Origin of the sequence: Mesotoga sp. H07.pep.5.3 (assembly GCF_002752615.1) — a bacterium.
Taxonomy (GTDB): Bacteria; Thermotogota; Thermotogae; order Petrotogales; family Kosmotogaceae; genus Mesotoga; species Mesotoga prima.
In genome coordinates, this window is the sequence record NZ_AYTV01000025.1 from 19,805 (window position 1) to 44,130 (window position 24,326).

General features: G+C 44.5%; 21 protein-coding genes and 1 riboswitch. Of the genes, 9 read left to right on the forward strand and 12 right to left on the reverse strand.

Annotated elements, in window-relative coordinates:
- The first annotated feature begins 4 nt into the window (after positions 1-4).
- The 7 genes from V513_RS11280 to V513_RS11310 all read left to right on the forward strand — a co-directional run bounded on the left by V513_RS11280 (position 5) and on the right by V513_RS11310 (position 9,057).
- Entirely contained in the window at positions 5-703 is a 699-nt protein-coding gene (locus tag V513_RS11280; RefSeq protein ID WP_014731574.1) for an ABC transporter ATP-binding protein, read from the forward strand.
- Between the two features lie 2 nt (positions 704-705).
- Entirely contained in the window at positions 706-3,720 is a 3,015-nt protein-coding gene (locus tag V513_RS11285; protein ID WP_099772824.1) for an FtsX-like permease family protein, read from the forward strand.
- 12 nt (positions 3,721-3,732) lie between these two features.
- Positions 3,733-4,854, forward strand: a complete 1,122-nt coding sequence (locus V513_RS11290) for a PP2C family protein-serine/threonine phosphatase (protein WP_099772825.1) — start codon at positions 3,733-3,735, stop codon at positions 4,852-4,854.
- A gap of 48 nt (positions 4,855-4,902) precedes the next feature.
- A complete protein-coding gene (locus tag V513_RS11295) occupies positions 4,903-5,247 on the forward strand; it encodes an STAS domain-containing protein (RefSeq protein ID WP_014731577.1) in 345 nt (114 codons plus the stop codon).
- A gap of 4 nt (positions 5,248-5,251) precedes the next feature.
- Complete coding sequence (locus V513_RS11300) at positions 5,252-5,653, forward strand: ATP-binding protein (RefSeq protein ID WP_014731578.1); 402 nt, start codon at positions 5,252-5,254, stop codon at positions 5,651-5,653.
- Positions 5,654-5,854: 201 nt separating this feature from the next.
- Complete coding sequence (locus V513_RS11305) at positions 5,855-7,573, forward strand: ABC-F family ATP-binding cassette domain-containing protein (RefSeq protein WP_257212090.1); 1,719 nt, start codon at positions 5,855-5,857, stop codon at positions 7,571-7,573.
- A gap of 305 nt (positions 7,574-7,878) precedes the next feature.
- Positions 7,879-9,057, forward strand: coding sequence for an MFS transporter (locus tag V513_RS11310; protein WP_041928472.1), 1,179 nt, complete (start codon positions 7,879-7,881; stop codon positions 9,055-9,057).
- Positions 9,058-9,130: 73 nt separating this feature from the next.
- On the opposite strand, the gene V513_RS11315 is transcribed toward V513_RS11310, so the two are convergent.
- Genes V513_RS11315 through V513_RS11335 form a run of 5 tightly spaced genes read right to left on the reverse strand, consistent with a single transcriptional unit; the run spans position 9,131 to position 14,314 of the window.
- The gene (locus V513_RS11315) at positions 9,131-10,090 is read right to left on the reverse strand and encodes an ABC transporter ATP-binding protein (protein ID WP_099772827.1); all 960 of its coding nucleotides are present in this window, start codon (positions 10,088-10,090) and stop codon (positions 9,131-9,133) included.
- On the reverse strand, positions 10,087-11,067 hold the full coding sequence (locus tag V513_RS11320) for an ABC transporter ATP-binding protein (protein ID WP_014731583.1): 981 nt from the start codon (positions 11,065-11,067) through the stop codon (positions 10,087-10,089). The genes V513_RS11315 and V513_RS11320 overlap by 4 nt, the downstream gene beginning before the upstream one ends.
- A gap of 6 nt (positions 11,068-11,073) precedes the next feature.
- Positions 11,074-11,877: an ABC transporter permease gene (locus V513_RS11325; RefSeq protein ID WP_006487704.1), complete on the reverse strand. Its 804-nt coding sequence runs from the start codon at positions 11,875-11,877 to the stop codon at positions 11,074-11,076.
- Between the two features lies 1 nt (position 11,878).
- Positions 11,879-12,829, reverse strand: a complete 951-nt coding sequence (locus V513_RS11330) for an ABC transporter permease (RefSeq protein WP_014731584.1) — start codon at positions 12,827-12,829, stop codon at positions 11,879-11,881.
- A 15-nt stretch (positions 12,830-12,844) separates the two neighbouring features.
- Positions 12,845-14,314, reverse strand: a complete 1,470-nt coding sequence (locus V513_RS11335; RefSeq protein ID WP_014731585.1) for an ABC transporter substrate-binding protein — start codon at positions 14,312-14,314, stop codon at positions 12,845-12,847.
- Between the two features lie 464 nt (positions 14,315-14,778).
- Here V513_RS11335 and V513_RS11340 point away from each other — a divergent pair, with 464 nt between their 5' ends.
- On the forward strand, positions 14,779-15,867 hold the full coding sequence (locus V513_RS11340; RefSeq protein WP_014731586.1) for a serine hydrolase domain-containing protein: 1,089 nt from the start codon (positions 14,779-14,781) through the stop codon (positions 15,865-15,867).
- 116 nt (positions 15,868-15,983) lie between these two features.
- On the opposite strand, the gene V513_RS11345 is transcribed toward V513_RS11340, so the two are convergent.
- Both V513_RS11345 and V513_RS11350 read right to left on the reverse strand, forming a co-directional pair.
- The gene (locus V513_RS11345) at positions 15,984-17,228 is read right to left on the reverse strand and encodes a hypothetical protein (RefSeq protein WP_014731587.1); all 1,245 of its coding nucleotides are present in this window, start codon (positions 17,226-17,228) and stop codon (positions 15,984-15,986) included.
- 39 nt (positions 17,229-17,267) lie between these two features.
- Positions 17,268-17,657 carry a hypothetical protein gene (locus tag V513_RS11350; RefSeq protein ID WP_006487699.1) on the reverse strand — a complete coding sequence of 130 codons (390 nt, stop codon included), beginning with the start codon at positions 17,655-17,657 and terminating at the stop codon, positions 17,268-17,270.
- 810 nt (positions 17,658-18,467) lie between these two features.
- On the opposite strand from V513_RS11350, the gene V513_RS11355 reads away from it, so the two are divergent.
- Positions 18,468-18,938 carry a YbaK/EbsC family protein gene (locus V513_RS11355; RefSeq protein WP_014731588.1) on the forward strand — a complete coding sequence of 157 codons (471 nt, stop codon included), beginning with the start codon at positions 18,468-18,470 and terminating at the stop codon, positions 18,936-18,938.
- Here the strand turns inward: V513_RS11355 and V513_RS11360 are convergent.
- The 5 genes from V513_RS11360 to rlmB form a co-directional block, all read right to left on the reverse strand.
- Entirely contained in the window at positions 18,929-19,708 is a 780-nt protein-coding gene (locus V513_RS11360) for an ABC transporter ATP-binding protein (protein ID WP_014731589.1), read from the reverse strand. The two genes, V513_RS11355 and V513_RS11360, sit on opposite strands and share 10 nt — an antisense overlap.
- Positions 19,701-20,693, reverse strand: coding sequence for a FecCD family ABC transporter permease (locus V513_RS11365; protein WP_014731590.1), 993 nt, complete (start codon positions 20,691-20,693; stop codon positions 19,701-19,703). Before V513_RS11365 ends, V513_RS11360 begins: the two co-directional genes overlap by 8 nt.
- Positions 20,690-21,607: an ABC transporter substrate-binding protein gene (locus V513_RS11370; RefSeq protein WP_014731591.1), complete on the reverse strand. Its 918-nt coding sequence runs from the start codon at positions 21,605-21,607 to the stop codon at positions 20,690-20,692. Before V513_RS11370 ends, V513_RS11365 begins: the two co-directional genes overlap by 4 nt.
- 20 nt (positions 21,608-21,627) lie before the next feature.
- A riboswitch (cobalamin riboswitch) is annotated at positions 21,628-21,788 on the reverse strand.
- Positions 21,789-21,790: 2 nt separating this feature from the next.
- Entirely contained in the window at positions 21,791-23,587 is a 1,797-nt protein-coding gene (mutL, locus tag V513_RS11375) for a DNA mismatch repair endonuclease MutL (RefSeq protein WP_014731592.1), read from the reverse strand.
- Between the two features lie 7 nt (positions 23,588-23,594).
- Complete coding sequence (gene rlmB / locus V513_RS11380) at positions 23,595-24,314, reverse strand: 23S rRNA (guanosine(2251)-2'-O)-methyltransferase RlmB (RefSeq protein ID WP_236609153.1); 720 nt, start codon at positions 24,312-24,314, stop codon at positions 23,595-23,597.
- Positions 24,315-24,326: the final 12 nt, after the last annotated feature.

The following is a 24,326-nucleotide window of genomic DNA, read 5'->3' on the forward strand; positions in this document are numbered from 1 at the left end:
CAAAATGGCATTTGTAGAGGTCAGAGACCTTAGTAAAACTTACAGGTCGGGTGAGGTGTCGGTCGAAGCACTGAAGGGAGTTTCATTTGATATTTATGAAGGCGAGATACTAGCGATTCTCGGACCGTCCGGATGCGGAAAAAGTACACTCCTGAACTGTCTTTCAGGAATAGATACGCCTACGGAGGGGAAGGTTACAGTCAAGGGGGTTGATCTTCACTCTTTGAAGGATGATGAAAAGACCCGCTTTAGGGCGATGAATATGGGGTTCGTGTTTCAATTCTACAATCTTATACCTGTCTTAAAAGCAGTCGAAAATGTGGAACTCGCGATGCTTACAATGGGAAGTAATGAAAAGAAAGCCCGTGAAGCGGCGATGGAAATTCTTGCAAAAGTCAATTTAAGGGAGCGAGAACATTACCTCCCTTCAAGATTGAGTGGTGGTGAGAGACAGAGAGTCTCAATAGCAAGGGCGCTCGTTCACAGGCCGGCTATTGTATGGGCCGACGAGCCTACGGGAGCCCTGGATACGAAAACCAGCAATGATCTAATGAATCTCATCACCGAGCTGAATGAAACGTTCAATCAGACTTTCGTAATTGTTACGCACGACGAGAGAGTTTCTGCATTCTCAAACAGAGTTCTTCACATGGATAGTGGTAGCATTTTGAAGATTGAAGAAAATAAAGAATTGAAGGTGTAACAGTGATAATACAGATAATTAGTCTTTTTGCGGGTGTTGCCGTAATTGCGATACTAGTTTCAATGATAAGGAATCCGATAATTTTCAAAATCGGTTACAGAAACATTTACAGGAGAAAATCCGATACTTTTTTGGTGATAATGGGATCTCTGATTGGAACGGCGCTTATCATGGGTTCGATGGCCATGAATGATTCTTTTCAGAATTTCCTTTACGGTCAGATCGAAAGAACCCATGGTGAGATCGATGAACTGATCTACATCCCTTCAGATAATCAAAACATTGGTAAAGAGCTCATTCCCAATTCCAAAATCGAGATTCTTGTCGATTCACTTTTGAAGAACGAACAGGTAGACGGTGTCCTTCCTATTCTTAGTAGAACTGTCTCTATTGGACTCCCCGGAGAGGCCAGAAGTCAAACTGGAAAGAGTTTTCAGGTGAGCATGATAGGAGTAGAAGCCGATCAACTCTCAAACTGGCCTGACGTCGATAAAGTGGATCTGGTCCTCCCCTCTGCTACAGATGAACTTCCCGAGGTTGTCATCAACAAAGAGCTGGCCGAAGTTGCCGGGGTGGCGGTCGGGGATACTCTTGAAATTCTTGTAGACCCAGGACAGAGATTGCTTTTCTGGATTCCTCTTCCTGAGGTAAGGGTGGCTGAAATTGTTGAAGGGAATGGGATTCTTCACTACCAGATAGAAAACCAGGGTTCAAATGGGTTTACCATGTTAATGGATGTTGAAGAAGCCAGAGAAGTACTTAAGATAGGTGTTGAAGACTATTATAATGCACTAATCGTTTCGAACAGTGGGGATTTTCTAACAGGTGAAAGGCTTACAGATCAGGTTGTGGCAAGCATAAAGCCCTTAGTCGGTGAGGAAGTGGTGGTCAGGGAGGTCAAGAAGGATTCCTTGAGTATGGTTGACCAGGGGAATATCGGTCTCTTATTCCTCATGCTCAGTGTCTTTGCCATATTTGCAGGTGTGCTTCTTCTTACAAACATTTACTTGATGCTTGCTCAAGAGAGGAGGACCGAGCTTGGTACCCTCAGAGCGATTGGTTATTCAAGAAAAAGAGTGTCCAGGACGATTCTCTATGAGGGTTTTTTCTATTCTATTTTCTCGTCAGGTATTGGAGTCCTCGCTGGGTTGGGAATTGCGAGGTTTATTTTAGGTAGTTTCGTAAACCTATTTGAGGATGCGGTCTCACTGATACCTTTCGAAGGTGCAAATATCGCTTTTAACTCCATGCAGAACTCATTCGTGTTCTTCGTGCGGATCGATTCAATTGCCTATGGATTTCTTTTGGGGCTTATCATACCTATGATAATCATTGTTTACACGGGAAGGAAGATTTCACGCACGAATATAGTGACCGCGGTAAGAAATATACCTGAAGAGCTTGATGAAAGGAAGAGACTTCTGCTGAATGTCATAGCAGCCGTAGGGGTTCTTGTTTCAGTAGTGATGGCCTACAGTGGATATTCGTTGGGAAATGCGACTGGCTTTTTTACCGGCGTTATGCTTGCGGGATTGCTGATTCCGGTTGCGATCCCGATGAAGAACAAAAGATGGATAGAATCTTTCTTCTCAATTGCGGTAATCGTATTCACAATGTTCAGCAATTCCTTTGATCTAATAGCATCGAATAGTGGCTCATCCATCTATCTCACGATTGCAAAAGGTGCAGCAATTCTCTTTGCCGGGCTATTTTTGATTGTCTACAACTTGAAGACCTTTGAGTACCTTCTGAACAAACTCTTTCAGAAAGCAAGAGCCGCAGCTCCTGTATTCAAGATTTCAATTGCCTTTTCGGCAAGAAACCGTTTAAGAACAGGCCTCACTATTGCCATGTTTGCCGTTGTCATTTTTGTTATTACCCTGATTTCGATAATTCCTTACTCTATGGAACAGATGCTCGTCAAAAGCAGAGATGCAATCTTTGCTGGCTTTGATGTCGGAGCTTTTTCTTTTACTGGTGAAAGTGCAATTACCTTTACTGAACTGAAATCTCAGCTGGAAGTCAGGGAGATTTCGACGGTGTCGGGGATAAACGTTGCGCTGAGAAGAGACGGAAGATATGATGTGGAGCAAGTCTTTGCGCTTGACGACAATTTCATTGACTATAACAGGATGACGGAACTCGATTTCGTTGAAGGGCTTGGGATCTCAGACGTGAAAGACTTGTGGAATTATCTGAGAGACAATTCCGGCACTGTTATAGTTTCAAACAGTGTTTTGCCGGATGTTCGACCAGGGGATGTGCTTGAACTAAGAAGGATAGCTGATCAAAGCGATACCGGAAACGGTGCCGCTGCTTTCACGCAGAAAAAGCTATCTTCAGAGATGATTGATTCAGGCCCTATTTATCTTGAAGTGATAGCAACGATCCCGGAAAACACCATCTCCTTCCTTAATGGACTGCTCATTTACATAGGGAATACTCCTGCGGAGTTGACAGGCAGCAGTGCCGCGAGACATTTCCTTTTCAACCTTTCAGGAGACACCGAGGTAGAGAAAAAGGCAAACTTCGATTCGCTTCAGGATAAGATATCATCTAGAAGTCCTTTTCTTCTATACGTAGATGACATAATGAACCTGACCTCAACAATGTTGCAAGGGACAATAAGCATTCTAAGGTCTTTTCTGTACTTCGGAATGCTTGTCGGCATAGTTGGTATAGCGATCATTATGTTCAAGGCTCTTCATGAAAGGAAGAGAATTATCGGCATGCTCAAAGCAATTGGTTTCACCAAAGCAATGGTGTTTTCTTCTTTCTTACTTGAGACATCGTTTATCGCGATCATTGGAATTCTCCTTGGGATGGTGACCGGTACGCTTACAAGCGTTGAAATCTTTGCCTCTCCTTTAATGGAGGGCATGAAGCTTTACATTCCTTGGGATCAGCTAATCTCAATGGCGTTAATATTCTACATTGCCTCTCTTGTTTCGACCATTATTCCCAGCTATTCTGCTTCTAAAATTGCACCTGCAGAAGCTTTGCGATACTTTGAATAGGAAGTGATCCGGGTGAGTAGGATACTCGTGGTGGATGATGACTTGTCGGTTAGAGTTCTGTTGAAATCGATTCTTTCGAGAGACAACCATGACGTTGTAGAAAGTGCGGATGGCAGGTCGGCATTCTCATCGCTGGCTGTGCAGAAGCCGGATATAGTACTTCTTGACCTAATGTTGCCTGATTATAATGGACTTGATATTCTGGCTCAGCTCAAAGAAAGTGAAGAGCTAGAGCCTATACCCGTTATTGTTCTTACGGGCTCTTCCGACAGAGAAAGCAAGCTCACTGCTCTGAGTTCAGGTGCCGTTGATTTCATTTCAAAGCCCTTTCTCCCCGAAGAGGTTCTACTTAGGGTAAATACTCATCTGAAGCTTCATGATCTTATCAGATCTTTGAGAGTGGCGGTAGATAATCTAGAAAGCGATGTCATAGCAGCCGGTAAAATTCAAAATGCTCTTGTTCCAAAAAGCAATCCTCAAGGACTCTCTGTTGAATGGATATATGAACCTTCTTACAGGGTTGGTGGGGATATCTTCGATATATTCAAGCTGGATGAAAATCGGTACTTTGTTTATCTCGCCGACATGTCAGGACACGGCGTAAATGCGGCAATGCTATCGGTGATGGTACACAGGTTCATTGAAGATTTCAGGGCCAGTATCTATGATGGTGAGTTCGATTTGAGAAGTTTTATGAAGGAGCTGGATAGAAACTTTATTTTTGAGAGGTTCAACCTTTTCTTCACAATTGTTTCCGCAATAGTGGACTTTAAGGAAGGCTTCGTTCTGCTTTCAAATGCGGGACATCCGACTCCTTTGATGCAAAGAGAGGGATCTGTACAGTTTCTTGAAGGGAAGAGAGAAGCTCTTGTCGGAATAAATATGATTCACGGAGATGTTTCTAAGGTGCCTTTCCGTAGCGGTGATCGCTTGTTATTGTATACCGATGGGCTGATCGAAGTAATGAACGAAAAAGGTGAAATGTATGGCGAGGAAAGACTTAGAAATCTTATGAAGAGCAGTTCAGATATCGATATAAGGAGTACCGCTTTGCACTTGAAATCCTCTTATGAGAGTTTCAAGGGGAGTACACTTGCGGAAGACGATATTACGGCCTTACTGATACAGTTCTAGTTCGGTAAGCTGTTGCCGAAAAGTCTAGGATGAGGAGCTGAGTGAAGAATGTTCGAATTCAAGAAGGCTAACGATGAGATTGGAGTGATTTCCCTTGTTAAGAGGGCAAGAATTACGGGGGAAATGTCGGCAAATTTCAGAAAATGGCAAGAGACTGTTGATCTGAAAAGTTGCTCAACAGTTATTGTGGACGGCAATAACATCGAGTTCATTGATTCCATGGGAATTGCAGCTCTGATAAGCATTTACAAGACGGTTTCCGCAAAAGGAAGTGATTTGATTCTGGTGAATCTTTCTGAAGAGATAAAGAAACTACTGAATACATTGCGACTTGACAGGCTCTTCATCATTAAGAACTGCAGCGTTGTAGAGGCCATCAAGGATTTGTGTTGAAATAATGGCCGAAGAGAACTACAGTTTCACGGTCGAACCCGAGCTGTATAAGATTGATGCTTTTTCTGCAAAAGTGTCCGAGATAGTCAGAAGAACTAAAGGAAATGAAACAGGATTCAGGGCAGGGCTGATAGTAATAGAAGCGTGCTCGAATATCGTTAAGCACGGTGAACTCAAGGAAGATGATCTTATTTCGGTAAACCTTGAAGTTGGAGAAGAAGAAGTGACTATCACCATCGAAGATGCCTCCACAGAGTTCAATCCTCTTAAGGTAGACGATCCAAATCTTGAGAACATAGAACTTCTGCAAAAAGGTGGAATGGGCGTTTATTTGATAAAGAGGTTTTCAAAGAGGGTTGATTATCGTTACGAGAACGGGAAAAACCTTTTGAAGATCATTATCTAGTACTGCCAGTACAGAGGCTGTTTGACTAAGTTGGTTTTGATATGATATAAATAAAAGATCATAGATCAGCAGGTGCCGAAATGAAGAAAAAGCTTCTCTGAACTGCGTAATTCAATACTTTCTCATACGACTCATCGATCAACAACTACATAAGTGATCCCTAGTTTTTTGTAGTTTATTGCTGCCAAGCCTTTACTGGAGGTGATCGAATTGCTTCAGATAAAAGACCTTTCCATTTCGTTCGATGGTTTTGAAGTATTAAGAAAAGTGAATCTGGATCTTGCCGCAGGGGAGACTCTCGCCTTGACGGGAGCGAATGGAACTGGTAAGACAAGTCTCCTGAGAGCAGTTGCCGGCGAGATAACCCCTTTGGAAGGAGAGATTTTACTTCAAAAGGATATTGCCCCATTTTTCGTTCATCAGGAGTGTGACACTTTCTCCGGCACGGTGAAGGAGTATCTTTTCGGCGCGAAACCAGAAATCTCCAGGATTTACACCGAACTGTGTCGCTCTTCAGATCCAATTGTTTACGCAGAACTAATAAATGCTTTTAACGATGCCGGAGGCTTTGAGTTGGAAGCCTCGATTTCCTCTACAATAAATAAATTTGGAATAGGCATCGATGATCTAGACTTTCCGTATAGGAATCTATCTCATGGATTTAAAAGGATACTTTCCGTAATCAGAGGAGCTCTCTCCGGCTCCAAACTTCTTTTGCTGGATGAGCCGACAAATCATCTTGACATCGAAATGACTTTGAAGCTCGAAGAGATAGTAAGTTCTCTTAGTGAAAGTGGTGTGGGAATAATTGTTGTAAGTCACGATAGAACTTTCATTGATCGGGTCGCCCATAAAACAGTCTATTTGAAGCGGGGAATAGCAATATCCATAAGCGGCGGTTATTCCGAGATGCTGGCCTTCTTAGAAAAGGATTTTCTTTCGAGAAAAAAGAAGTGCGTAGAAATAGACAAGAAAATCCGTCAGCTTGAACTCGATGTGGCCAGGAGGAAAAGCTGGTCTGATTCAAGAGAGGCTTCAAAAAGACTTTCGTCGGATAAGGGGCATGAAGGTCACATGGCGGCTAAACTTGCAAAGCGCGCACTTGTTGTCCGGAAAAGGAAGGAGAGATTAGTCCAACAACTAGAACAGGAAAAACCATTCGTCGAGAAACCTATAACCATCAAGATTCCCCAGTACGAAGTGCCTAATAGAAAAATGCTTAATGCCGAGAGGATATCATTCTCATACGGAAAGAAAAACATCTTTAGGGAACTCTCGCTAAACGTCGATACTAATGAGAGAATAGGGCTAATCGGTCCCAACGGTTCAGGAAAGACAACTCTCATGAGATGTCTTGCAGGTATTCTGAAGCCGGTAAATGGCAGAATTTACAGAAACGACAGTGTCGATTGGGTGTACATTCCACAGGATATGACGCGCCACTTCAAAAAGAAAACTCCCTTTGAAGAGATCTCCGATGTCGGGCTGGATGAACAGACAACCAGAAGCCATCTGGCAAATATCGGATTCAGGGGCGACAGAGCACTGGCAAATGCTGAATTGATAAGCTGCGGAGAACGCATGAGGCTTGCCATATTGAAAGCCATCCTTTCACGAGTAGAATTTATCTTCATGGATGAACCGACGAATCATCTAGATATTGAATCTCTTGAAATGCTTGACAAACTTCTGAATGATTTTCCAGGAGGGTTCCTCTTCATTAGTCATGATCGGCAGTTCATTGCGGAACATGGTGAAAAGATCTTTACCATTGAAGACGATGGATTGAAGAGTCTTGATTACACTAAAGATATCGACATCGATTCTTTTACTGAAACAAAGCGAAATCTTACCGATTCTTATGAACAATCGATAACTAGAAGAAAGAGTGGGGATAGCTGGTCTGAGTTTCTACAGTAAGGTGGAGTTCTGATAAGAACTTAAGATGCCATGTAGTAAACGTAATTCACTTTGACCGTTCGTATTGCTTTGGCTGCACCTTATTACCATTCTTTTGTTGTATAATGATTTTGATCCAAAAAGGAGGAGCAACCCACATGCTAGAAATCATACAGGTGTATTTTATGGTTATGTCGGGCGGATTTTCAAGATCTGTGGGTGAATGCTACCTCGTTGAGCCTGTATCCATCTAGAACTGTTAAGCTTAGACAATGGCCGTGACGAGTGTCACGGCTTTTTTTTGGAGGGCAATTTCTTTGAAGACAATGACAGAACTCATGGAAAGCAACATAAAGAAAAACTACGTATTCTCCTTTCTTATGAATTTCAGGTTATCAAATGGCCTCTGGATGATATACATGGCCTCCAGAGGAATGAGTTTGACGCAGATCGGCTTCCTTGAAGGAATATTCCACGTGACCTCTTTGATGATGGAGGTCCCTACCGGGTCTGTAGCAGACTTGTTCGGAAGAAAACTCAGCAGAAGTATCGGGAGGTGTCTCTCTCTTGTGAGTATTCTGGTGTTGATCGGTGCGACAAGCTTCTTTCATTTCACCATTTTCATGGTACTCGCTGCACTTTCGTATAACCTGGAATCGGGTTCTGGAGAGGCTCTTGTATATGATTCTCTCAAATATCTGAAAGCAGAAAACAATTTTATATCGGTGCTTGGAAGGCAGGAGGCAATATTTCAAGTGTCTTCAGTTGTGGCGCTTCTGATCGGCGGGTTCCTGGGAACGTACAGTTATCACTATGCATTTTGGGCTTCCTCCGGGATCATCGCATTTTCGGTGGTCTATTCTCTTTCGTTCACAGAACCACCAATCCTTGAATCGGTGGGCCGTAATTCAAAAACTTTCCGGGGCTTCTTGAAGCAGATTGTTGACAGCTTCTCACTAATCGCCAGAGATAGAAAGGTTGCATTTCTTATCTTTTTTGTTCAGACTATACTGGCATTCAGCGCCTGCATATTCTTTTACATTCAGAATTACTGGAAAGGACTTGGCCGCACGGAGTTTCAGATTGGCATATACCTCGCGGCCGGGTCGTTTCTAGCGGGATTAGTGGCCATGAAGGTTCAGAGGCTATCTCACCTGCTGAAGGAGAAGAAAGTCCTAATCATACTGCCTCTTATTTCCGTCGCATCTATGTGGGGTGTGGCGCTTTGTTCAAACAAGTTACCTTTCTTCATGGTTGTAGCAATGATTGAAGCTATGTTGTTTGTAGCGGGTAACGACTACATAAATAAGCTGATTCCATCCAGGAGCAGGGCAACGATAATATCCTTTGCAAGTATGATGTATAGCTTAGTAATGATAATCTTCTTCCCCATCTTCGGAAGAATCGCTGACACAATCTCGTTTGGAGTTGCTTTTGTCTCACTGGCTGTAATGGCAAGCTGTCTTTATGTGCTTAGTATGTATCTACTCAAGAAGATCGGATGAAAGAGTTGATTCGTGCTCGAAGCGATGCCGGTCAAAAACCGCCTCGTGTTCCAATATCAAGAGAGTGGAATGCTCAGTAAAGGTGACAGCTTACGAAATGATCTTTCGAAACCTCAATTATTTTGGGTTTGACTCTCGAGCAAATCTCCATTCTTTTGAAACATCGGGGATGAAAAAAACACCCAGATGGCGGATTCATAGGACTTGGAGCGTCACCTTCGAGAATTATTTTTTCAGTCTTCCGATAAGAGCCGCCGGGTATTGCCGAAAGAAGAGACTGTGTATAGGGATGGAGGGGCGATCTGTACAATTCTTCGGATTCGGAAAGCTCAACGATTTCTCCGAGGTACATAACGGCTATTCTGTTGCAGAAATAGTGCACGACGTTCAGGTCATGCGAAATGAAGAGATAAGTTAGAGAAAGCCTATCCTGAAGTTCGTTCATAAGGTTAAGTATCTGTGCCTGAATGGAGACATCTAAAGAAGACACTGGTTCGTCGGCGATGATGACTTCCGGATCGAGTATGAGCGCGTTTAAGATACCTATACGCTGTTTCTGACCTCCGGAAAGCTCATGAGGAAATCGACCTAGAAGGTCTTTGTCTAATCCTACGAGTTCAAGACTATCAACAACTAGATTTCTGATTTGTTTTTTCGCCATACCCATTGCTCTTAGTGGTTCAGACAGTATCCATTCAACCGTTCCTCTGGGGTTAAGAGAGCCTGAAGTGTCCTGAAAAACAAGCTGTACCTTCTTTCTGAACTCTCGAAGACTGTTTGCATCCATTGAATTGACTTCTTCGCCTTTGAACAATACCTTCCCTGCCGTGGGCTTCAGAAGTCCCACTATGCTATATCCTGCCGTTGATTTACCGCAACCCGATTCACCGACGATGCCGAAGGACTCTCCTCTAGAGATACTGAAGGAAATTCCATTAAGCGCTTTTATAGAGCCCGGCCTCCGTAACAAGCTGGTTCTTCTCAAGCGAAAATGCTTCGTGAGATCCTGAATCTCGAGAATTCTCTCCTTCAAAGTTTGCCTCCGGCTAAAAAACATCGCACCTCGTGATCGGAATCGATTTCTTTCAGATCGGGGAACTCCTTCCTGCATCTCTCGAATGAGTAATCACATCTTGGTTCAAAAGGACAACCTTGAGTTAAATCGGCAATGGATGGAACTCTGCCTCTAATATCAAAAAGCTCTTTCCCCTTAGATTCAAGTTTTGGTAGAGCTTTTATCAAGCCCAAAGTATAAGGATGGCCTGGATTCGTGAAAAGTGCCTCTGTAGAAGCTCTCTCAACGATGTGACCTGCATACATTACATAGACCTTAGAACATATTTCCCGAATGACTCCAAGATTGTGCGAGATAAAAATAATAGAGCAGTTGCTTTCACGGTTTATCTTTCTCAGAAGTTCCAGTATCTGTGCCTGAACTGTGACGTCCAGAGCGGTCGTCGGTTCATCTGCGATAATCAGATCGGGATTACACACGATGGCAATAGCAATGGCTATTCTCTGTCTCATCCCACCGGAGAGTTCGTGAGGGTACTTGCCGTATGTTCTTTCTGGATCTGGAAGACCGATACCTTTCATGATCTCAAGAACCCTTGAGAATCGCTCTGCTTTGTCGAGAGAAGTGTGCATCATGAGATTCTCGTCGATTTGTCTTCCTACTTTCATAAGGGGATTTAGAGAGGAGAGGGAGTCCTGAAAAATCATTGATATATCTCTTCCGCGTGTTCCCCTCGCTTCGTCTTCCGTGAGTGAAAGAAGATCGATGCCGGAGAAATTTATGCTTCCAGTAGCGAATGAATTATCGGGTAAAAGGCGCATTATTGACAATGCCGTTACTGTCTTTCCACAGCCGGATTCTCCGACTATCCCAACGATTTCTCTCTTTTTTACTTCAAGAGATATTCCTTTCACAGCGTGAAGAAGCCCTTCTGGAGTCTTGAATCCAATTTTGAGATCTTTGATTTCTAGTAAGGGCTCGTTTTCACAGTTCATTCTCTTTCACCTATTCTCTCTAATGTCTCTGATCCCATCTCCTAGGAAGTTGAATCCCAGCACAAGAAGCGTGATAAAGATTCCGGGTGCTATCGCGTACCAGGGGCTGACGGTTATGAAGACCTGAGACTCACTCAGCATTCTTCCCCAGCTGGGATTGGGCGGCTGAATTCCAAGTCCAAGATAACTCAGCGCCGCTTCGGCGAGAACTGCGTTTGCAAATCCCATTGAAGCAGCAACGACTATTGGGGAAAGCACATTTGGCAGTATGTGTCTGAACATTATCCGCAAATTCGAGATGCCCTTTATCTTTGCATTCTTGACGTAATCCAGCTCTTTGTGTTGAACGAAACCGCTTCTTGTGATTCTGGCAAACGAAGGAATTGACATTATCCCTATTGCAATAATCGTATTTCTCAAGCCTACTCCAAAAACGGATACAAACATCAGTGCAAGAAGGATACTTGGGAAAGCCATCATAGCGTCGACGATTCTCATTATTATCTCGTCGACTATTCCTCCAAAGTAACCAGAGATTGCGCCGATAAGTACGCCAAAAACACTGCCAATCGATACCGCGACTAGTCCCACAAAGAAGGCTGTCTGGGATCCTTTCATTATTCTGCTGAGCACATCTCTTCCAAAGTTGTCTGTGCCCAGGAGGTGACGCGCTGAAGGAGGTTCAAATCGTTCAAGTCTATTGATCTCTGTTACAGGAAATGGAGTATAGAATAGACTGACTACCATCATCAGCATCAGAATGGAAATCAGCACTGTCCCAATCCATAGATTGATCCTCCTTTTGTTCATGTTAGTCCCTCTGACCCAATCTGATTCTTGGGTCGATAACTGTGTATATGACGTCGATAAAGAAGTTAATAATAACGACTATGAAAGCAATGTACAAAACCATTCCCTGCACCAGAGGGAGATCCCTGGTCGTGATGGCGTTTATCAGAAGTCTTCCGACGCCGGGAAGCGTGAAAACCTGTTCAATGACGATTGATCCGCCTAAAATGTTTGCCGTTATCATTCCAAGTACAGTGATAATAGGAATCAGGGCATTCTTGAGTACATGTCTCAATAACACTGAATTCAGGTTCATCCCTTTCGACATTGCGAGCCGTACATAATCGTTCTTCATCTGATCCATTACGGAGTTTCTTGTGTATCTTATGACTGATGCAATCGATGGAAGCGCTATGGCGATGGCTGGTAGGATAAGTGACTTGAACGCTCCATAAGCATCCTCGCTCCAAGGAACATATCCTCCAGGTGATACCCAGCGAAGGAGAATTCCAAATATATAGATCAAAATAATCCCACTCCAGAAAGATGGAATTGCCATCCCAATCTGTGAGATTAGTGTGATCATAACTCCTGGTAGCCTTTCACCATATTTTGCGCTAACTATGCCAAGAGGAATGCCTATTAGGATAATCAGGGCCAAAGCCATCACTGCGAGAGAAATAGTTACGGGCAATCTGTCGAGGATTAATTCCGATACAGGAACGGAGTATCTCATTGAGATTCCAAGATCACCCGTGAAAAGCCCTTTCAACCACCTGGACAGCCTTATCCCTAATGGATCATCCAAACCTAGTTCTGCTGACAAGGCTTCATACTGGGATTCTTGAGCATCCACACCAAGTCTTGACAACGCAGGATTGCCCGGAATGATCTCAAATGTAACAAAGGTTATCAGCAAAACCAGAAGCACCGTTAAAATCATGGCAAAGAGCTTCTTTAAATAAACAAACACAAATGCCTCTCCTTGTCAGCGATAATAGAGAGTCGACATGTCTTGCACGTAGAGAGGATAGACCGTGTATCCGTGCAAATTGGGAGCTAGAGCAACGATAAAGTTGGGATCCATGATGTAAACTGCGGCGGCATCTTCTGTAAGAATCTCTTGAGCTCTTTTGAACATAGATGCTTTTTCTTCGACGGCAGTCTTTTCAATAGCCAGACTAATTATACGGTCGTATTCACTGTCGGAATAGTTGTAGAAATTTCTCGGATAGTCGGAAACATATCGCCTCAATATTTCGTAAGCACTCAATTTGCCAGTAAGACCGATTATTGTCATTTCGTACTCTCTTGCTGTGTAGACTCTGTCCAGCCAAACACTCCACTCGACAAGCTCGATCTCCGCCCTTACACCCACTCTCTTAAGCTGTTCCGCAATTACCTGGGCAGTATCTATATGAAACTGATAGTTGGAAGGCACAGTAATCTTTGTGTCAAATCCATCTGGATATCCAGCTTCTGAGAGAAGAGCTTTTGCTTTCTCGACACTCGGTTCGTAGTAGTCCTCAAGACCTTCTCTGTAATACGCGCTCATTATCGGCGACATGTTTGAGCCGAGCTTTGTCCCGTAACCGCCGGCCACGATTTCTATAATCTCCTCCTTGTCCACAGCATGGTTTATCGCTCTCCTGACTCTAATGTCGTCGAAAGGGCTGACCGCATGGTTCATTGCCATCAACTGAACCATATTCTGTTCGGCAGTTAATAGATTGTATCGATCTCCTAGTGCCATTGCCTGAATAGCATCGAGTCTCGGAAGTATCTGAACCTCTCCTGCCAGGAAACTCATTATTGCTGCCTGATTGTCGGGAATTATTCTAAATTCAACTTCCTCGACTTTTGGCAGCTCAGGATTCCAATATTCCTCAAACTTTTCGATAACTAGCCTCTGACCCGGTCTATATTCTACGAACCTAAAAGGACCTGTTCCCACAGGATTCTTCTCATGGTTTTCGTTACTTTCCGGAATAATTGCCACTATGAACTTCTCGAGAAAGTCAGTGTTGAGTGTACTGAGTTTGACCCTGACAGTCTTGTCATCTACCGCTTCAATCTTCGAAACAAACTTCTCAAAATCGGGAGAAAGTCCTCTTTCGCCGTTAGAGCCTTTGAGCCGGTTCAAAGAGTACAAAACATCGTCTACCGTAACCTCTGATCCGTTATGAAACTTCACTCCGCTCCTGAGATTGAAAGTGTAGACCATACCGTCTTCAGAAATACTGTAGCTTTCGGCTATGGCAGGTATTACGGTACCATTAGGGTTGGGCTTGAGAAGACCCTCGAACACGTTAAACATCATTTCGTAGGTTCCCGAAGCCGCCGCCCTGTGTGGATCGAGAAAATCGGGATCCTGCATCACCGCAACCACTATTCTCTGTGAAAGCAAGGCAGTAACGGCAACAATCAACAACATCAACATTAAGCCAATTCTTCTCACTTCATTCCTCCCCAAACGAACCCATCAGTGCATCATTCAATCCGGGCGTAATATACAGTAAAGCCAGCATCGATTGATATTTTAAACATTATGAGTGGAAAAACCTAACTCTGGCTTTGTTGAGAAATATTCCGGGATAATTTGCAAATCTTCCGTTTCATCAATAGTCTATCGCAGATTACGTTGCTTTATGCGAAGATTCTTGTAGTTCTTATCCAGCTCATCAATCTTCATTGTGTGTTCGTAGGTAGTTCTAGGTATTTAGGTCGCCGAGACGGCTTCTTCAGAACTACATGTGTTGATTTCAAACTTCGGAAAAACCAGAGTACGAATGTCCAAAGAAACTGTGAAAAAGCCGGACGCTACCATCTTAGTAAAATCTCCCGATAACTCTATATGAGATGGTTTGTCATAGGTTATTATGTAGTTATACTCGATACTTTTCTTATTGCGGGAGGTGCTCGTTGATAAGGAAAATAGCTACATTAGCAGTAATCGTCGTGATGTCTTCTGTATCTCTGGTTTCCAATCCCATAAATGATGTGATAAATAGAATTATCGACTTTGAGGGTTTTTGGGGGGCCATTCTTGTCTCCAGGGGAGACGTTATCCTTCATGCAGGCGGCTATGGCATGGCCGATATCGAGAGAACTATCCCCAATACTCCAGAGAAGAAGTTCAGAATTGCCTCTATAAAAAAGCAGTTCACTGCGGCGGCGATTCTGAGGCTATGCGAAGATGGTCTTATGTCTCTTTCAGATCCGGTTGGGAAGTTCATACCTGAGTTTCAAAACGGCGACATCATTTCGATCGAACAAATGCTTAATCATTCTTCTGGAATCCCCACAATGATTAACACGCAAGAACTCCGTGAGGAAATCAGGAAATTTGAAGTGGGAAGAACTCTTCAAGAGGCCGAAATCGCCTACATCTCCTCTCTGCCTTTGAGGTTTGAACCTGGAAGCAGCTTTCTCTACAGCAACAGCGCCTATTTCCTTCTCAGTGTCATAGTAGAAAGGGCAAGCGGGAAGCGCTATGATGAATATCTGAGAACGAGCTTCTTCGAACCACTGGGAATGAACAACACCGGTTACGACTACAATGAATACGATAGCGGATGGGGTCTTCCTTACTACTGTGATTCCTATGTTATAGATCTCTCTAGCGTAAGACCTGCTGACTGGGTCGATAGAAGGCTTCCCGGAGGAGCCGGGGGGTTATACTCCACTGTGTATGATCTGTATCTGTGGGACCGAGCGCTTTCCGCCGGCGAAGTGCTTTCAGAAAGCTTTTTAAGACTAATGCAGAGTCCATCAAACGAACTCTTTGAGGCAGGCTATGGAGTCTTCATCGGTAACGAGCTTATAGATGGCGAGTACAGAAGAGTTGTTTATCACGACGGAGACACGAAGGGTACCTCGACTAGAATAAATAGGTATGTCGATGACGACATCTTTGTGGTGGTGCTGAGCAACATCGAGGGAAAGGATTTCACCGCTCTCGCGCACGAACTGGCGAAAGCCGTTATAGTGAACGATATGGGAAGTAATTGATTCGGCGGGTTGAGCGTTTTTTGTCGGAAGTTCTAAATGGAAAGAACCGCTCTCATTCATTTGAAGAGCGGTTCTCTGCCTTATCGGAAGACTCGATTTGCTAACGGGGTTAATCTTCAATCGGTTTTGTACAGAGCTTCTACAGTCTTTCTTATGTCGGAGTAATTGAGCATCAACTTTCCGTTCTGCGGCCGGTCAGTGTCGAGGCTCGCCTCGTCGACCCAGTAGCTGTCTAGTTCGGCGATAACGCCCTTCGAGTCGACGATGAAAACCCTCTCCTCGCCTGGGAAGCCGTAGAAATCGACCAGGGCTTTTTCGTCTCTCAAATAGATATTTTCCAGCAGCGCCGCTTCCGGCTCGACTTGCTCCTTTCCTGTGAGTACCCATAGAACCTTCAGATCTGTGTACCTTTGGGCGAGATCGATGATTCCGTCCAATCTGAACCTTTCGAAAGCGCTCAGAGAAATGCAGTCGCAATCGGAGTATACCGGTTCGACGACTGTCGCAGGCGTGACTTTGCTGAGGACGATCAGGCTGGGGGATCCCTCAAAAAAGGCCGCATTAACAATTGGATCCGTCTGGAGAACTCCGGGAATCGGAAGAGCATCTCCCTTGAGAAATCTCGGTTTCTCCGTCGGAGCGTACCCGGTCTCCTCGAAGGAAACCTTTTTCCCGTCTTTGGAAACTTCGCCAAGTCTGTATGCCTTGCCGTTCAAAGAGAAGACTTCCCCATGCAGGAAGATCTCGTAAGAGTCGTGGATTAGAGCAATTTCGCCGTCGCCGTCCGTATCGACTCCGAAGTAAACCTGGTCGGTAGAGTAAAAACCTTTGGGGTCGAGCGTGAAGAGTTTGAGCTTTCTCGGGCCGTCTTCGGCCCAGACTAACCCCTCCATGTGCTCATACAAACAGTATCGGAACTCCAACTCGCCAGTCAACCCCGTCTTTCTGGCTAACAGTTTGACAGATCTTGATTCCCAATAACCCTCGAGTTCATAAAAGGTTTTGACTCTGGTAATCCACTCGTAGGTCGTAGTGTCTTGGTGGGTCTCCTTGAAGTCCGGTGCGATCGTTGGGTCGTCAAGCACATTGCTGTTGTTGTTTGCGTCGATCCACAGGAGGGGGATCTCTCCGGGTATGAGCGCGAATACTATCGGCTTGGCGCCGAGCTCGAGAAGGCCGTACTTCAATCCTTTTATAGATGGAGCTTCCAGAGTGTCAGGTTTTGATTCGCTGAGCGGGACGAGCGTCATTTCGTTTCCGGCCATCCATGGAATCTGTTGAGTCAAGTAGCCTGTAAGGCCGGCGGCAAAGGTAGTGACGAAACACAGAGAAAGTATTAGAAAAAGCATTGTCCTTTTCATAAAATCACCTCCAGTTATCTGTGACATTTCGGAGAAACTTTATGAGTCCGAACAGGCACATGATGACTCATAAGTGAAGCAAGAGCCTTCGTAAGGCCCGGTGTTTATGAAACAACCCACCGAACCTTCAACCTCTCCGATGCCGGAAAACTCACCGCTGGAACTGCAGGACTGAACGATGAAATAAACGACGTAACAATCTAGATAGAGATGCAATGTTACGGCCAGTGGATTTCCGTTGCCATCGAAGTTCGCCGCTCTGCCCGTTAGTACGCAGTCGTATCCCTGATCGCCCCGGAAACAGCTTCCGTAGCATCTTATGATATAACAACCCGGAAGTTCGACACGCGTCTGTTTTGTTTGCTCCAGACCGTTTGCGAAAGAGACTGATAGAAGGCAGAGCAGAAGTAGAACTACCGTAAGTCTCATAATACCACCTCCAATGATTGAATTTGGATAGGGCACATGAGTATGTACACCAATAGTTTACCACAATACCGTATTGTAAATTAAAGGCAATACGGAATCTCTATAAATACATTTCATTATATTGGTGAAGTACTGCCAACAAAGCGATGAAGGCGATCGGGAGACCAAGCTTTTCCGCTCGAGGCGGTTGGAAAGGTTCAGCAGGTTCTGATTTTTTTGGCGCGCGGATTTCTGTATGACGGCATTGGTTCTGCGAAGAGGCTGGATTGTCGCAGTGAAGAAGATTGACGGTTCGTGAAATTCTAGGTTGTGGCTGGCTGTCAAAAAACTCTGTAGAAACACGCACGTTGTTAATCTGATTGCATTCTGATCGAGAGAGTGACCCGGTCTTTAATGAAGAGAGTGAAAATAAATTTAAGAAAGCTATCGCTTGGCGACTGTTCATGAGAATGTGATCGATTATGCATCCATATGCCCGTCTTTGATGTCCAAAATTACGAAAACGGCTTGCGATTGGTCCGAATCGGAAGGCAGCAGAAAACTTTGAATGTTTCCTTTATTCAGGGGAAAGCTTTTTCCTCAAAGATTTTCCATTTCTACTTTTGTAATAGATGCCGTAATGCATCATAATTAAATCTACTTAAGAGAGAGTTGATGCATCAAAATAAAATCTACTCGAAGTCGACATGAAGGAGATTAAGAACACGTCCCTTTGAGTTAGATTTTGACTTCATTATCTGCATATCGGATGCTCGATTTGACTCTCAAACTCGTGGTATCATAATTCAATTGCTTTCCCGGAGGTGTACGATGATTCCAGAGAAGGTAATGGCCATACTGAAGGCCAACGACCTAGAGTTTTACGAGTTTCCTGAAGGGACGACACCCACTGCCATCACGGCTGCGCAGATGTTGAAGGTGAAAGTCGGTCAGATAGCAAAGTCGATCCTCTTCATTTGCAAAAGTGGAAGAGCTTATCTTGTGGTCTGCCCGGGTGATCGGAAGGTGTCGCTTTCGAAGCTCAAGAAAATCGCCGGTGAAAAACCGAGACTCGCAGATGAGACCACAACACTTCAGTTAACAGGCTTTTCTCCCGGAAGTGTTTGCCCCTTCGGACTTCAGGATATCAATATTATCGTTGATCTTAATCTACGGGAATATGATGTCGTGTTCCCTGCCGCGGGGACTTCGGGTTCTGCAGTTGAGACGAGCTTCGAAGAGCTTGTAAGGATAACTGGAGCCAAGGTAGCCGATGTCAGCAATCCCATGTCTCAATCGTAGAATACTACCAGTGGCAGCCCGCTGATCGGGTTTTCCATGATTCTTGATTTGAGGCCGTAAACCAAACTAATAATTTCCGGAGTAACGATATCCCATACCTTGCCTGAAGCAATTACTCTTCCATTATTGATGAATAGAAGCCTGTCTGAAATTTCTACCGCCTGATTTATATCGTGAAAGATCGCTATTGCACTTAGTCCTTTTGCGCGGACGAGATCGGTCGCGATTTTTCCGACTCTTCTTGCGTGGCCAGGGTCTAGGTGAGTTGTGAACTCGTCCATAAGAAGTATCTTCCCTTCCTGGGCAAGAGCCTTTGCAATTATTACACGCTGTTTCTCACCTCCGCTGAGCGTACTGAAGGGACGATCCTTGAATTCATATACTTCCGTAAGCCTCATCGATTCCTCAATGATCCTGTAATCTTCATTTGTCATGTTTCCCAGTCCGTTCAAATGTGGATTTCTTCCAAAGGAAACAATAGTCTCAACTTTCAGATCAAATGATGGTTCAAAGCTCTGTGGAATGTAAGATACTATTCTTGCCAGTTTTTTTGTCGAGAGGCCCCGAAGGTTATCGCCCATCACACTAATTTTGCCGCTCCAGTTCTTTCGAATTCCGCAGATTACGCTCATGAGGGTTGATTTACCGCTTCCATTAGGTCCCAGAACTCCAAGTACTTCACCATTCTTTAGGTGGAGATCGATTCCTCTCAAGACCTCCTCTTTGCCGTAGCTGAAATGGAGTCCCTCTATTTGTATAGGTTCAACCATCTTTAGCCACTTCCTTGCTTCTCAACAAGAAGATGAATACGGGCGCTCCCACAAGCGCTGTAACTGCACCTATAGGAAGCTCTGTTGGTTGAAACAGTGTTCTTGCAAAAGCATCGCAAATCACCAAGAACAGCCCTCCAAGCAGCGCAGTTGCAGGAAGGTTCAATTTGCTGTCCGCCCCAAAAGCAAGTCTTATCATATGCGGAATGACTAGACCTACGAAACCTATCAACCCTGCAGTTGAAACGGCGACGGCGGATACTATAGAAACCGTGAAAAAGACGAGAAACTTGAGTAATTCAGGACGGACACCGACGGTAATTGCGTGTTCTTCACCAGCCGCCATAATTACCATTTTCCTGTGGATTACCGCAAATATTCCATACTGGGCAAAAATGACAGGAGTTAATTTGAAGACGTCATTCCATGTAGCTCCAGACAGCGAACCCAGGGACCAGAAATGTAGAGTTATTACGTTTCGCCACGCAAAAACGACGAGAAATGTTACTGCTGCATTAAAGAGAAAAGAGACTATTACCCCGGATAGGACGAGTGTTGTAATCGGAATCCTTCCTCCCCTTCTGGAGATCGTGTAAGTCAGGAAAGATGAAAACAGGGCGAATGCAAAAGCAAGCGTGTTCATATTGAGGTCTAATCTGCTCACTTCCCGCAAGAATAGAGAAAGAACAGCTCCAAAAGAAGCCCCTGCAGATATACCGATAATGTAAGGATCTGCCAAAGGATTTTTAAGGGTTAACTGAAGACCGTTTCCACCCACTGCCAGTCCCGAACCGATTAGGAATGCCACCAATAACCTTGGAAGCCTTAGATTCAGATAGATACTGGAGGCAGTTCCCGAAGAATTACCGATGAGTATCTCGAAGATTTCGCCGAGGGAATAGCTTATCGTGCCGAAACTCGAAAACCACAGCATCCCTAGAATGGATGCTGTGGAAAGCAGTACGAATAATACAGTTCGTTTCAAAAGAAGAACTCCTTTAGCGTTTTAACTAAGTTGACAAAATTGGGGTTTGCATAAGCTGTAAGTCCGTCATAAAGGGGATAAACTCTATCGTTCTTCACAGCTGGCAGTTCTTCAAAGGGCTTGTATGAGACAATCATATTGACAGCTTCTTCCTGCCCACCTTCGTAATAGTATGGAACCAGTATTATCTCGGGCTGAGAATTCAGCACAAACTCTGGGCTTACTGGAAACCACCCGTTGTTTCCACTGTATGGAGCGGCGACGTTCGCACCGCCTGCGAATGCGATTGCTTGATTCACAAAGGAACCTGTCCCGCATGTCCATATATCGCTAACCTCCCCGGCTATCATTATGTAAATTACTCTGGGTTTCTCATCTTGAGATAGCTTATGAGAGTCTTTTGCGATTGCGAGAACCTCTTCTCTGAAGTCATCGGCGGAGGTCTTGCCTCTCTCGGGAACGCCAAAAATATTCCCAACAACCACGAGATTTCTGTAGATGTCCTCGAAGGAGTTTGGATTCATCACGTATGTATTGACCCCGATATTCTCCAGTTTCTCAACTTCTGCCTCCTGAAACCCTCCCGAAATCATCACAAGATCAGGACTGAGTGAGACTATCTTCTCCAGGTTTAAGGGAACCAGATTGCCGATCTTTTCTACTTCGTTCGAAAGCGCAAATGGATCCCAGTCGGTTACTCCTACGATTCTGGATGAAAGGTCAAGAACCTCAAGATACTTCGTTATCGCGGGAGAAGCGACAACCACTCTTTCGGGAGGTTCATTGATCGTTACGAGTCTTCCAAGATCATCCACAATGTCGATCGCAGCTGACAAAGCAGCAAACAGTACAACCAAACCAACTGTTAAAGCTCTTTTCAAAACACTCACCTCTTTTGCAAGGAATTTCACCACCCCTCTACCTCGGAAGGATGGTGATATCTGAGCTTCACTCAGGTCTCCTGACTTGCGGATCAACCTAATGTCTGCGCCTTCCCGGTTACCCAGTGGCACTCGCAGAGTTCGTACCGCTCACAGTGGCGGGACCGTACCGGATTCACACCGGTTTCCCTTGATATGAAGCTATGTTTTTCAGAGTTACCTGGAGAAATACCTGTCCAGATCCTCCAGTCTTATTACCATGGAGATTGGTCTTCCATGGGGACAAACAAGAAGATTCTTTCTTCTCAGCTCTTCGAAGAGCTCCTCCGCTTGTCCTATGTCAAGTCTGTTTCCGGTCCTTATTGCAGCCTTGCATGCAATCGATGCCAGGAGATTATCGAAAACCGTTTTCGGATCCTCAAGACCTTCAAGCCTCATTTCGTCGAGAATCTCCTCTAGCACATCGACTACGCCTTCTACTCCCATGACCTGAGGGATAGAGACCATTATGATTTTATCATTGACGAAATCGAAAGTGAACCCAAGTTTCTTCAGCGTTTCCTCTCTTGCGATAACCAGATCCATTCTTGACCTCTCGAGATTCAGTTCAAGAGGCATTAGAAGATTTTGCGGGGCGATTCTCTTGCTTTCTTTGAGGGTCTCGAAAATGATCCGCTCATGAGCGGCATGCTGATCGATCAACAAGAGACCGTCCTCGGATTCCGCAATCAAATACCTTTCTCCGAATACGCCAATAAAACTGACTTTTCCTTCCCCACTTTTTTCCTTTTCCGGTGAACCTTCACGCTCTCCACCAAGAGCAAATGATCTGAAATGGTGACGATCAATTCTGGACTGCGTGTAGGTGTCGCTAGCATTGTTATCGAAGACTTTTTGGTTCCTCCATGGGTGTTTGAAGCCGTGATTACTTACTTCGTGATCCTGATAAATCTCTGAGACATCTTTCCGTTCCTCCGAACTTCCGGTTATGTTCTCTTCGCTATGGACTATATTGATTGTGAAATGACCGGCACCTTTGATGGCCGACCGCACTGCTCTCTTCACCTCATCCAGAACGGCTGCAGTAGAAGCAAACTTAACTTCGAGTTTCTGTGGATGGATGTTAACATCGACTTCCTGAGGGTCAATATCAATAAAAAGAACTGCAAAAGGAAAATTACCTTTTTGAAGGGTTTCGCCATAACCTCTTTCCAGTGCATAATTCAGTTCGAATTGTCTCACATATCTTCTGTTCACAAAGATGTTTTCACCCATTCTGTTTTTTCTCGTGCGGCTAGGGAGTGTAACGTAACCATTGACCTTGATTTCGCCTGAATCACCTGATACGGGAATTAGATCCCTCGTAGAGATCCCCGGATAGATGAGAGCGATCCTATCCTGAAGAGATCCGGCTCCTCTTGTGTCGAATACCGTTTGAGAATCACGGGAATACACAAAATCGACATTTTCGAAAGCTAAAATAAATCTCTGGATCATCTCAGTTACCATACGACCTTCAATTGAGGCGGACTTCAAGAACTTCCTTCTGGCGGGTGTGTTGTAAAGCAGATCAAAGACCTCCACGAAAGTGCCATTTGAGCCGCTTAGGGGTTTCTGCCCAGTGACACTTCCTCCTGCGATTTCCAGGATCGTCCCAAGTTCTTCTGAATCTGCTGCGGTCGAAAGACGCATGCGTGAAACTGAAGCAATTGTCGAGAGAGCTTCGCCTCTAAAGCCAAACGTAATGAGCGAGTCAAGATCCTCTATCGAGGAGATCTTACTCGTAGTATGGGGTTTTATTGCAAGTTTCGCTTCCTGGTTAGTCATCCCACTACCGTTGTCTCTAACCATTATGTATTCCTTACCACCGGATCTTATTTCGATTTCAACTAATGATGCTCCTGCATCTATACTGTTTTCTACAAGCTCCTTTACAACAGAAAAACAACCCGTTACCACTTCTCCCGCCGCGATCTTTCTCACAACATCTGTCGGGAGCTCGTGTATTCTCATAAAAAGCTCACTCTCCTCCCAGGGCAAGCTGGCGACGCCTGTCAAAGAGAATAATTGCGGCCGAGGCGGCTACATTAAGGGAGTCCACTGTATCTTCCATAGGTATCGAAATGAGACGGTCACTTCTTTCCTTTACCAGTCGCCTTACACCCTTCCCTTCATTCCCGAACACAATAGCAGACTTTTCAGAGTATTCGTTTTCATAATAAGGGATTCCTTCCATATCTGAAGCATAAATCCAGAACCCTTTCTCCTTCAGAATCTCTTCGAACTGTGCCATATTTATTATCTTTATTATCGGAATTTTAAAAGCAAGACCGGCAGAGACTTTCACAACCGACGGGGTTATTTCCGCGGAGTTACTCGAGGTAATTGCGATAGCATCCGCCCCAACTGCCACTGAAGTCCTAATTATTGCACCAAGATTATGCGGATCCTGAATCTGGTCAAGAAGTACAATCGTAGCTGTCCTTTGCTCTTCAATTGCTCGGAGGAGCTCTTCGGAGTCAGAGTAAGGAAACTGTTTAAGATCAATCACGACGCCTTGATGCTTCTTCTCTCTACAGAGATTGGCAAGCTTTTCTGGTGCCATCTCTTCAATTCTGAATCCCCTTGCCTTTGATTCCTCAGCCAGTTCAAGAAGTTGCGAGTCGACATTTTTCTGATTAGTGAAAACTATGCGCTTTACGTTCAGAGCTGAAGAGTCGACTGTGAGAAGCTCTCTCAATACATTTCTTCC

Bases quoted from the DNA above. Each gene is read 5' to 3' on its own strand.
- V513_RS11295 (WP_014731577.1), top strand. From the start codon at position 4,903: ATGTTCGAATTCAAGAAGGCTAACGATGAGATTGGAGTGATTTCCCTT.
- V513_RS11310 (WP_041928472.1), top strand. From the start codon at position 7,879: ATGACAGAACTCATGGAAAGCAACATAAAGAAAAACTACGTATTCTCC.
- V513_RS11300 (WP_014731578.1), top strand. From the start codon at position 5,252: ATGGCCGAAGAGAACTACAGTTTCACGGTCGAACCCGAGCTGTATAAG.
- V513_RS11350 (WP_006487699.1), bottom strand. From the start codon at position 17,657: ATGAGACTTACGGTAGTTCTACTTCTGCTCTGCCTTCTATCAGTCTCT.
- V513_RS11325 (WP_006487704.1), bottom strand. From the start codon at position 11,877: ATGAACAAAAGGAGGATCAATCTATGGATTGGGACAGTGCTGATTTCC.
- V513_RS11320 (WP_014731583.1), bottom strand. From the start codon at position 11,067: ATGAACTGTGAAAACGAGCCCTTACTAGAAATCAAAGATCTCAAAATT.
- V513_RS11345 (WP_014731587.1), bottom strand. From the start codon at position 17,228: ATGAAAAGGACAATGCTTTTTCTAATACTTTCTCTGTGTTTCGTCACT.
- V513_RS11280 (WP_014731574.1), top strand. From the start codon at position 5: ATGGCATTTGTAGAGGTCAGAGACCTTAGTAAAACTTACAGGTCGGGT.
- V513_RS11360 (WP_014731589.1), bottom strand. From the start codon at position 19,708: ATGGTTGAACCTATACAAATAGAGGGACTCCATTTCAGCTACGGCAAA.
- mutL (WP_014731592.1), bottom strand. From the start codon at position 23,587: ATGAGAATACACGAGCTCCCGACAGATGTTGTGAGAAAGATCGCGGCG.
- V513_RS11355 (WP_014731588.1), top strand. From the start codon at position 18,468: ATGATTCCAGAGAAGGTAATGGCCATACTGAAGGCCAACGACCTAGAG.